The sequence below is a fragment of the Mycobacterium sp. E3247 genome (genome assembly GCF_001667785.1).
Classification (GTDB): Bacteria; Actinomycetota; Actinomycetes; order Mycobacteriales; family Mycobacteriaceae; genus Mycobacterium.
In genome coordinates this window covers 1-10,015 of sequence record NZ_LZJG01000005.1, presented here as the reverse complement: position 1 = coordinate 10,015, position 10,015 = coordinate 1, and the positions used below count along the sequence as shown (strand labels likewise).

11 protein-coding genes and 2 pseudogenes are annotated in these 10,015 nt (G+C 69.0%); 10 read left to right on the top strand and 3 right to left on the bottom strand.

Annotation, left to right across the window (positions count from 1 at the left end):
- The 8 genes and pseudogenes from A9X04_RS00310 to A9X04_RS00275 all read left to right on the top strand — a co-directional run.
- Window positions 1-402 (top strand): annotated as a pseudogene (locus A9X04_RS00310) (DNA-directed RNA polymerase subunit beta'); the annotation flags it as partial.
- Between the two features lie 262 nt (window positions 403-664).
- Window positions 665-1,312, top strand: a complete 648-nt coding sequence (locus A9X04_RS00305; RefSeq protein ID WP_067916649.1) for a dihydrofolate reductase family protein — start codon at window positions 665-667, stop codon at window positions 1,310-1,312.
- A gap of 27 nt (window positions 1,313-1,339) precedes the next feature.
- Entirely contained in the window at window positions 1,340-2,095 is a 756-nt protein-coding gene (locus tag A9X04_RS00300) for a deoxyribonuclease IV (RefSeq protein WP_067916647.1), read from the top strand.
- Window positions 2,096-2,104: 9 nt separating this feature from the next.
- Window positions 2,105-2,935 carry a PHB depolymerase family esterase gene (locus tag A9X04_RS00295; protein WP_067916645.1) on the top strand — a complete coding sequence of 277 codons (831 nt, stop codon included), beginning with the start codon at window positions 2,105-2,107 and terminating at the stop codon, window positions 2,933-2,935.
- A gap of 54 nt (window positions 2,936-2,989) precedes the next feature.
- Window positions 2,990-4,618: an acyl-CoA dehydrogenase family protein gene (locus A9X04_RS00290; RefSeq protein ID WP_067916643.1), complete on the top strand. Its 1,629-nt coding sequence runs from the start codon at window positions 2,990-2,992 to the stop codon at window positions 4,616-4,618.
- Window positions 4,619-4,626: 8 nt separating this feature from the next.
- A complete protein-coding gene (locus tag A9X04_RS00285; RefSeq protein WP_067916641.1) occupies window positions 4,627-5,565 on the top strand; it encodes a crotonase/enoyl-CoA hydratase family protein in 939 nt (312 codons plus the stop codon).
- A 2-nt stretch (window positions 5,566-5,567) separates the two neighbouring features.
- Window positions 5,568-6,287, top strand: coding sequence for a PaaX family transcriptional regulator C-terminal domain-containing protein (locus tag A9X04_RS00280; RefSeq protein WP_067916639.1), 720 nt, complete (start codon window positions 5,568-5,570; stop codon window positions 6,285-6,287).
- Window positions 6,284-7,051, top strand: coding sequence for a crotonase/enoyl-CoA hydratase family protein (locus A9X04_RS00275; protein WP_067916636.1), 768 nt, complete (start codon window positions 6,284-6,286; stop codon window positions 7,049-7,051). The genes A9X04_RS00280 and A9X04_RS00275 overlap by 4 nt, the downstream gene beginning before the upstream one ends.
- 21 nt (window positions 7,052-7,072) lie before the next feature.
- Here the strand turns inward: A9X04_RS00275 and A9X04_RS00270 are convergent, their stop codons facing one another.
- From A9X04_RS00270 to A9X04_RS00260, 3 genes are all read right to left on the bottom strand, one after another.
- Complete coding sequence (locus A9X04_RS00270) at window positions 7,073-7,807, bottom strand: DUF732 domain-containing protein (RefSeq protein ID WP_067916634.1); 735 nt, start codon at window positions 7,805-7,807, stop codon at window positions 7,073-7,075.
- An 89-nt stretch (window positions 7,808-7,896) separates the two neighbouring features.
- Entirely contained in the window at window positions 7,897-8,349 is a 453-nt protein-coding gene (locus A9X04_RS00265) for a DUF3060 domain-containing protein (RefSeq protein ID WP_156764155.1), read from the bottom strand.
- Window positions 8,350-8,426: 77 nt separating this feature from the next.
- Entirely contained in the window at window positions 8,427-8,795 is a 369-nt protein-coding gene (locus A9X04_RS00260; RefSeq protein WP_067916632.1) for a DUF3060 domain-containing protein, read from the bottom strand.
- Between the two features lie 138 nt (window positions 8,796-8,933).
- Here A9X04_RS00260 and A9X04_RS00255 point away from each other — a divergent pair, with 138 nt between their 5' ends.
- Both A9X04_RS00255 and A9X04_RS00250 read left to right on the top strand, forming a co-directional pair.
- Complete coding sequence (locus A9X04_RS00255; RefSeq protein ID WP_067916630.1) at window positions 8,934-9,575, top strand: TetR/AcrR family transcriptional regulator; 642 nt, start codon at window positions 8,934-8,936, stop codon at window positions 9,573-9,575.
- A gap of 354 nt (window positions 9,576-9,929) precedes the next feature.
- A pseudogene (locus tag A9X04_RS00250) lies at window positions 9,930-10,015 on the top strand (30S ribosomal protein S12); the annotation flags it as partial.

Below are 10,015 nucleotides of genomic sequence, written 5' to 3'. Positions count from 1 at the left end.
GCGGAGTTCGAGGCGGAGAACCGTCGGGTGGTGGCCGAGGGCGGCGAGCCCGCCGCCGGCCGTCCGGTGCTGATGGGTATCACGAAGGCGTCGCTGGCCACCGATTCGTGGCTCTCGGCGGCGTCGTTCCAGGAGACCACGCGAGTCCTGACCGATGCGGCGATCAACTGCCGCAGCGACAAGCTCAACGGTCTGAAGGAGAACGTGATCATCGGAAAGCTGATCCCGGCTGGTACCGGCATCAACCGGTACCGCAACATCCAGGTGCAGCCGACCGAGGAGGCCCGGGCCGCCGCGTACACGATCCCGTCCTACGAGGATCAGTACTACAGCCCGGACTTCGGTCAGGCGACCGGCGCCGCGGTTCCGCTGGACGACTACGGCTACTCCGACTACCGCTAGTTCGACGACGATGCGGCGAGGGACTCGCCGCTGAGGAGTCGGACAATTGGACCTAGTTCGACGACGATGCGGCGAGGTAACTCGCCGCTGAGGAGTCGGACAATCGGCGGTAGTCCGCACGCTAGTTCGACAAGAAAAAGAGCCCCCGCCCAGTGCGGGGGCTCTTTTCTTGTTCGCTCGTCAGCGCAAGCGGCCAACGGCGATGAGTTCGGCCAGCAGCCCGGGTCTACCTGTCGACCGTCGAAGATCTCAGGAGGACCGCGTGGCCCAACTGCTCAGAGTCCAGAATTTCATGTTGTCGCGCGATGGGTTCGGCGCCGGGCTCAACCAGTGCTTCGAACGCCCATTCGGCGACGCCGACCAAGGCGCCATGTTCGCGTGGGTCGGCGCGACCGCGAGTTGGGTAGGCCGCAGCGAGCCCGGCGGAAGCCGGGGCCTCGACGACTACTTCACCCGCGACTTCACCAACAACATCGGCGCGGAGATCATGGGCCGCAACAAGTTCAGCCCATACCGCGGCCCTTGGCAGAACCACCCGGATTGGCAGGGGTGGTGGGGTGACGAGCCACCGTTCCATACCCCGGTGTTCGTCATGACGCACCATGCCCGCGCGCCGTTGACACTGTCGGACACCACGTTCCACTTCGTCTCCGGCGATCCGGCGGGCGTCCTGGATCAGGCGAAGGCGGCCGCCTTCGGCAAGGACGTCCGGCTCGGCGGTGGCGCGAGCACCGTGCGCCAATTCCTCGACGCTGGCCTCGTCGACGCTCTCCACGTCGCGGTCGCGGAGGTGGAGATCGGGGCTGGGTCGCGCCTCTGGGAGTCCCCGGAAGAGCTCGAGGACCGGTTCCACCACGAGGTCGTACCCAGCGCCAGCGGGGTCACCCATCACTTGTTCTGGCGGCGATGACGGCCGCACTCCAACTACACTGGCCGCGTGCTCATCGGTTCACACGTCAGCAATGACGACCCGCTGGCCGCCGCGGAGGCGGACGGCGCCGACGTCGTGCAGTTCTTCCTCGGCAACCCGCAGAGCTGGAAGAAGCCGAAGCCCCGCGAAGACGCCGAGGCGCTCAAGGCGTCGAGCGTGCCGCTCTATGTCCACGCGCCCTACCTCATCAACGTGGCGTCGGCGAACAACCGCATCCGGATCCCGTCGCGCAAGATCCTGCAGGACACCTGCGACGCCGCGGCGGAGATCGACGCGACGGCGGTGATCGTGCACGGCGGCCACGCCGATGACGACGACATGGAGGCCGGCTTCGAGCGGTGGGTCAAAGCGCTGGACTACCTGGAAACCGACGTGCCGGTGTACCTGGAGAACACCGCGGGCGGCGACCACGCGATGGCCCGCTACTTCGACACCATCGGCAGGCTCTGGGATCACATCGGCGACAAGGGAATCGGGTTCTGCCTGGACACCTGCCATGCGTGGGCGGCGGGTGAGCAATTGATCGACGCGGTGGACCGGATCAAGGCGCTGACCGGGCGCATCGACCTGGTGCACTGCAACGACTCGAGGGACGCGGCGGGCTCGGGTGCCGACCGGCACGCGAACTTCGGCACCGGCCAGATCGACCCCGAGCTGCTGGCCGCGGTCGTCAAGGCGGCCGACGCGCCGGTCATCTGCGAGACCGCCGACGAGGGCCGCAAGGACGACATCGCGTTCCTGCGGGAAAAGACAAGCGGCTGAGTCACGGCCGTGCTCGGTCGGCTCGCCACCCTCCTCGGGGTCGTCTTGCTCGTCGCGGGCTGTGCGCCGACACTGCCGTCGGGCTTCGTGACCGGCACCAGTTTGCACCACCTCGAGGTCGGCGGACACGATCGCAGCTATCGGCTCTACAAGCCGGTGGCAACACCGGATTCGGTGCCGCTTGTCGTCGTGCTGCACGGCTATTCCGGTAGCGCGAGGCAGGTCGAAAGGGATTACGGCTGGGACGAACTGGCCGATGCGGGCAGGTTCGTCGTCGCCTACCCCGACGGGCTCGACCGGGCCTGGAACGTCGACGGGGAATCGTGCTGCGGCCGGCCCGGACGGGAAAACGTCGACGACGTCGCCTTCATCGCCGCGGCGGTGGCCGACGTCGCCAAGAACGTCCGCACGGATCCCGCCAGGGTCTACGTCACCGGAATGAGCAACGGCGGCATCATGTCCTACACGCTGGCGTGCACCACCGACATCTTCGCCGCCATCGGCCCGGTGGCCGGCACGCAACTGAACGGGTGCCCGGACCCGCGCCCGATATCGGTCATGCACATCCATGGCACGGCGGATCGGTTGGTGCCCTACGGTGGCGGGCAGGGTTTCAGCGTCATCAACGGCCCGCCGGTTCCCAGCGTGAATGCGTTCTGGCGCAACGTGGACCGGTGTGCGAACCCGGCCAGCACGACCGACGGTCCGGTCACCACGTCGACGGCGGAATGCGCCGGCAACCGTGGCGTCACGCTGATCACGATCGACCAGGGCGGCCACGAATGGCCGCCGTTCGCCAGCCAGGCGCTGTGGGCGTTCTTCCGAGCGCACGCCCGCTGACACACCAGCATTACACGTCTTGTGCGACTGTCGGAAAAATGTAACATGAGGGGCATGTCGGATACGCATGTCGTCACCAACCAGGTCCCCCCGCTGGAAAACCACAACCCCGCGACATCCGCGGTGCTCGTGGAGGCCCTGATCCGCGAGGGCGGGCAGTGGGGCGTGGAAGAGGTGAACGAGGTCGGCGCGATCGCGGGCGGCCGCGAGGCCCTGCGGTGGGGTGAACTCGCCGACCGCAACCGGCCGATCCTGCACACGCACGACAAGTACGGCCACCGCATCGACGAGGTCGAGTACGACCCGGCCTACCACGAGTTGATGCGCACGGCGATCGCCAACGGCATTCACGCCGCCCCGTGGGCGGACGACCGCCCGGGCGCGCATGTGGTGCGCGCCGCGAAGATGTCGGTCTGGAACGTCGAGCCCGGCCACACCTGCCCGATCTCGATGACCTACGCCGTCGTCCCCGCGCTGCGCTACCAGCCCGAACTGGCGGCGGTCTACGAGCCCCTGCTCACCAGCCGCGAATACGATCCCGAACTCAAGCTCGCCACCACCAAGCGCGGTATCACCGCCGGCATGTCGATGACCGAGAAGCAGGGCGGGTCCGACGTGCGCGTCGGCACCACGCAGGCGACCCCGATCGGGGACGGCAGCTACCGCCTGACCGGACACAAGTGGTTCACCTCGGCGCCGATGTGCGACATCTTCCTGGTCCTCGCCCAAGCGCCGGGTGGACTGTCCTGCTTCCTGCTGCCGCGGATACTGCCCGACGGCACCCGCAACCGGATGTTCCTGCAGCGGCTCAAGGACAAGCTCGGTAACCACGCCAACGCGTCCAGTGAGGTCGAATACGACGGCGCCGTCGCGTGGCTGGTGGGCGAGGAGGGCCGCGGCGTGCCCACCATCATCGAGATGGTCAACCTCACCCGGCTGGACTGCACCCTGGGCAGCGCCACCAGCATGCGCACCGGACTGACCCGGGCCATCCACCACGCCCAGCACCGAAAGGCGTTCGGCGCCTACCTGATCGACCAGCCGCTGATGCGCAACGTGCTGGCCGACCTGGCCGTCGAGGCCGAGGCCGCCACCATCGTCGCGATGCGGATGGCCGGCGCCACCGACAGGGCGCTGCGCGGCGACGACCGGGAGGCCCTGTTGCGCCGCATCGGTTTGGCCGCCGGCAAGTACTGGGTGTGCAAGCGGGCCACCCCGCACGCCGCCGAGGCGCTGGAATGCCTGGGCGGCAACGGCTACGTCGAGGACTCGGGCATGCCGCGGCTGTTCCGTGAGGCGCCGCTGATGGGCATCTGGGAGGGCTCGGGCAACGTCAGCGCGCTGGACACGTTGCGCGCCATGGCAACTCGGCCCGAATGCGTCGAGGTGCTGTTCGACGAGCTGGCCGAAAGCGCGGGCGCCGACCCGCGACTGGGCGCGCACGTCGAACGCCTGCGCCGCGACCTGACCGACCTGGACACCATCGCGCTGCGGGCCCGCAAGGTCGCCGAGGACATCTGCTTGGCGCTGCAGGGATCGCTCTTGGTGCGCCACGGCCACCCTGCCGTCGCCGAGGCCTTCTTGACCACCCGGCTCGACGGGCAGTGGGGCGGCGCCTACGGGACCATGCCCGTCGGCCTGGATCTGGCCCCGATCCTCGAGCGGGCGCTGGTCAAGGGCTGAGCCGCAATATGACCCACGCGATCAGGCCGGTCGACTTCGACAACCTGAAGACGATGACCTATGAGGTCACCGATCGGGTTGCCCGGATCACCTTCAACCGACCGGAGAAGGGCAACGCGATCGTCGCGGACACCCCGCTGGAGCTCTCGGCGCTGGTGGAGCGCGCCGACCTGGACCCCGATGTGCACGTGATCCTGGTCTCGGGCCGCGGCGAGGGGTTCTGTGCGGGCTTCGACCTGTCCGCCTACGCCGACCGCACCGGTTCGGCCGGCGGTACGGGTGCCTATCGGGGCACCGTCCTGGACGGAAAAGCCCAGGCGGTCAACCACTTACCGAATCAGCCCTGGGATCCGATGATCGACTACCAGATGATGAGCCGGTTCGTACGCGGTTTCTCCAGCCTGATGCACGCCGACAAACCGACGGTGGTCAAGATCCACGGCTACTGCGTGGCCGGCGGCACCGACATCGCGCTGCACGCCGACCAGGTGATCGCCGCCGCCGACGCCAAGATCGGCTACCCGCCCACGCGGGTGTGGGGCGTCCCCGCGGCCGGGTTGTGGGCGCACCGGCTCGGTGACCAGCGCGCCAAGCGCCTGCTGTTCACCGGCGACTGCATCACCGGCGCCCAGGCCGCCGAATGGGGTCTGGCGGTCGAGGCGCCGGACCCGGCCGACCTCGACGAGCGCACCGAGCGGCTGGTGGAACGGATCGCCGCCGTGCCCGTCAACCAGCTGATCATGGTCAAGCTCGCGCTCAATTCGGCTCTGCTGCAACAGGGCGTGGCCACCAGCAGGATGGTCAGCACCGTGTTCGACGGGGTCGCCCGGCACACGCCGGAAGGCCACGCCTTCGTCGCCGACGCCACCGAGCACGGCTTCCGCGACGCGGTCCGGCATCGCGACGAGCCCTTCGGTGACTACGGCCGCCGGGCGTCACAGGTATAGCCATGCCCACCATGACGGCCCGGTCGGTGGTGCTCAGCGTGCTGCTGGGGGCCCACCCGGCGTGCGCCAGCGCGAGTGAATTGGTCAGGCTCACTTCCGACTTCGGCATCAAGGAGACCGCGCTGCGGGTGGCGCTGACGCGCATGGCCGGGGCCGGCGACCTGATCCGCTCCGCCGACGGCTACCGGCTCTCGGACCGCCTGCTGGCCCGCCAGCGGCGGCAGGACGACGCCATCGACCCCCGGGTCCGACCCTGGCGCGGGGAGTGGGTCACGCTCATCGTGACCAGCGTGGGCAACGACGCGCGTACCCGCGCGGCGCTGCGAACCGCATTGCACGACAAGCGGTTCGGTGAACTCCGCGAAGGCGTGTGGATGCGCCCCGACAACCTGGAGCTCGACCTGGACCCCGAGATCGACGCGCGGGTCCGGGTCCTGCGGGCCCGCGACGACGACCCGACGGGGCTGGCCGCCCAGCTGTGGGACCTGCCCGCCTGGGCGCGGGCCGGTGAGGAGTTGCTCGACGAGATGGCCGCCGCGCCGGACATTCCGGGCCGTTTCGTGGTGGCGGCGGCCACGGTGCGGCACCTGCTCACCGATCCGGTCCTGCCCGACGAACTGCTGCCCGTTGACTGGCCCGGGGCCCGGCTGCGTGCGGCGTACCACGACTTCGCCACCGAGCTGCTCGAGCGGCGCGAACCACTATTTGCGGAGGCACAATGAGCGATCCTGTGCGTATCGAGCGCAACGGCCCGGTGACGACGGTCATCTTGAACCGGCCGGCGGCGCGCAACGCGGTCAATGGTCCCACCGCGGCCGCGCTGTACGCGGCGTTCGACGAATTCGACCGCGACGACACCGCGTCGGTCGCGGTGTTGTGGGGCGACGGTGGAACCTTCTGCGCCGGAGCCGATTTGAAGGCCTTCAGCACCCCCGAGGCCAACTCCGTGCACCGGAGGGGCCCGGGCCCGATGGGGCCGACCCGGATGGTGTTGTCCAAACCCGTGATCGCCGCGGTGAGCGGCTACGCCGTCGCCGGGGGCCTGGAGCTGGCCATCTGGTGCGACCTGCGGGTGGCCGAGGAGGATGCGGTGTTCGGGGTGTTCTGCCGGCGGTGGGGGGTGCCGCTGATCGACGGCGGCACCGTGCGGTTGCCGCGGTTGATCGGGCACAGCCGCGCGATGGACATGATCCTCACCGGCCGCGGTGTCAAGGCCGACGAAGCGCTCGCGATGGGGTTGGCCAACCGCGTGGTGCCCACCGGCCAGGCGCGGCAGGCGGCCGAGGAGCTGGCCGCGCAGCTGGCCGCGCTGCCGCAGCAGTGCCTGCGATCGGACCGGCTCTCGGCGCTACACCAGTGGGGCGCAACGGAATCCGAGGCGATCGACTTCGAGTTCGCCAGCATCTCCCGCGTCGCCGCCGAGGCCAACGAGGGTGCGGGGCGGTTCGCCGCGGGTGCCGGCCGGCACGGCGCGCCCGCCGGTTAGGCGACCCGTCCGCTCCCGACTTTACGGCGCGAGCCTCACCCTGCCGGGCGGCATGGGGGGCGGCTCCGGACCGGCGCCACCACCGCCGGGAGGGATCCCCGGCTGGGGGGCACCGGGCTCCTGTTGCGGTCCCGGTGGCGCCTGCTGGGCTGGCAGCGGTTGCTGCGGTGGAGACGGGGTCGTGGCGGGCCGGGGTGGCGTCATGATCTGGGCCGTCGGCGGCGGCGGTGGCGGAAGCTGCGGTGGGTCCGGCTGGCCGGTTTCTCCCGACGGGAACGGTCCCGACACCAGGCCGATCGGGTGGAATGCGGCGGTGTGCGTGCCCGCATCGCTCCGCTGCGGCGGTTCGCTCGCGCCGGGCAAGGGATTCGCCATGGACTGCAGGGAAGCAATCTTCGGTTGATTGTTCGGACAGTAGGCCTCGACCGAGGCGGAGATGAATCGGGCGACGGTGCGCATGACGCGGTCGGGAGGGTATGGGCCGCCGGCCGAGTTGGCATTGAACGCCCGTTGCTTCATGTCATCGACCACGCCGCTGGCCGGCATTCCGCCATCGAGTTGGCGGCAAATCCGATGGGCCGTGGCGATGAGGCTCGGCACGTTCTCGAGAGCAGGGATGCCCTTCTGGTCGAGCAGCGCCACAAACTGGTCGTCGGGATTGGGGTCGGCCGCCGCCGCGGGAAGCGTCACGGCGCCGGTCAGTACCACGAAGGCCGTAACCAGCGCGCCGGTGCGGTTGGTGGTACTGGGGAACATGGCTGGAGTCCGTTCTGCTCGGACGATCATATGCCCCGGATACTCCCGCAGCACCCCGGCGAAAACCGATGCCGGCGAACGACTACCGCTCAGCCGCCCTTGGTGATGGTGTTGCCGGAGCCCAGGTTGTCGACCTTGGGCTCACCGTCTTTGTAGGTGATGGTGTTGTTCAGCCCCACCACGCTGATGCGGGTGTCGACCTTGTCCAGGGTGATCTTGTTGTTCGTGCCGCCGACGGTCACCGTCGTGCAGTCTCCGGTGACGGTCAGGGTGTTGTCCGAACCGCCCACGTTCAGCGACTTGCCGCTGGCGCAGTCGAGCGTCGTGGTGGTGCCCATCGACCCGTAGTTGAGCGTGTTGCCGATCTCCACCGACGCGGTGGTGCTCGCCCCGCTCGACCCCGTCGTCGGCGCCGCCCCGGCGCTCGTTGTCGTCGTACTGCTCTTCGTCGTCGTGGTGGAACTCGTGGGCGGGTTGGCCGTCGAACTGCAGCCGGCCAGCAATACCGCCGCGACGGCCGGGGCGATGGCGAACGCGGTCAGCCCCGAGGGGCGGTCAAAGACGTGGGCGGACAATGTTCCTCGATTCCCCTCGGTCGAATGGCGGTGCGGTGTCGGGCTCAGCCGGGTACCTGCTGAAGCCGGTTGGTCATCCCGAGCTCGCGGCCGCGGTCCCAGAGGAACGGCGAGCCGCCGTGGTAGAACACCGTCTGGTCGTAGCCGTAGACGGTGATGTCGTGCGAGACCGAGTCGGCGACGACGGTGTTGGACGAGCCCATCACCGTCACCGCGTAGCAGTTGCCCAGTGCCGTCACGTTGTTGCGGGTGCCGTTGACCAGCAGGGTGGCGTCGTTGCAGTCCAGCGTCTGCTCGATGCCCTCCCCGATGACGTGGGTGTCGCCGTTCTTGGCGTGCGCGGCGGGGGCGGGGATTGCGGCGACGGTGATGATGCAGGTTGCCAACGACCCGGCGGCGGTTGTCCAGTTCACTGCGGGCCCCCTTTGTCACGGGTGGATCTGCTCGATGAGATTACGTCCATCCGGCCATGGCTGAAACAGTTTCGCGCCCGGCGTCAACTAGAGTCATTAGTTAAGCACCCCGATGAACGCAAGCGAAGGGCCCCCGCCATGGCAGCTCAGCCGGAAACGTCCGGGGCCGGGCGTCCGCGCGGGGGGAGAACGGGCTCGCGCCCTGCCAAGCTGAGCCGCGAAGGCATCATCGACGGCGCGCTCACCTTCCTGGACCGGGAGGGCTGGGACGCCCTCACCATCAACGCGCTGGCGACGCAACTCGGCACCAAAGGGCCGTCGCTGTACAACCACGTGGACAGCCTGCAGGACCTGCGCCGCGCGGTGCGGATCCGCGTCATCGACGACATCATCACGATGCTGAACAGGGTCGGCGAGGGTCGCGCCCGCGACGACGCCGTGCTGGTCATGGCGGGCGCCTACCGCAGCTACGCCCATCACCACCCCGGCCGGTACTCGGCGTTCACCCGGATGCCGTTCGGCGGTGAGGATCCCGAGTACACGGCGGTGACCAGGGGCGCGGCAGCGCCGGTGATCTCGGTGCTGTCCTCCTACGGTCTCGACGGCGAGGAGGCCTTCCACGCTTCGCTGGAGTTCTGGTCCGCGCTGCACGGCTTCGTGCTGCTGGAGATGACCGGTGTGATGGACGACATCGACACCGACGCGCTGTTCTCGGACATGGTGCTGCGGCTGGCGGCGGGCATGGAGCGGCGCGTCGCGCACAACACCGCAAGAGGTTAGGTCCGATGGTGGCGGCCCGCTGCGCCCGGCTCGCATCGACTGTGGCGGCCCGCTGCGCCCGGCTTCGCCGCGCTTGCGACCACCACGGCCGCGCTTGCGATCGCCACGAACCGCCGCTTTGACCTGCGAGACCGGCGGCGGGTATTGTGGAGGCTCGTGCCTGGCGGCTTACGGCGCCTAACCGTAAGGAAGTGGATGCCGGGCAAATTCGCATGTCCACGATGCATCGGATCTTCTCCGGTGCGCAGCGCGTGCGACACACCCGGCCGCGGGGTAGTGCGGCAGGGCAAAACTGCAGTACGAAGACTTGAGAACAGCCGACAGGCACCGAACACGAACACAGAAAGCCGGTAGATGCCAACGATTCAGCAGCTGGTCCGCAAGGGTCGCCGCGACAAGATCGCCAAGGTCAAGACCGCGGCCCTGAAGGGCAGCCCGCA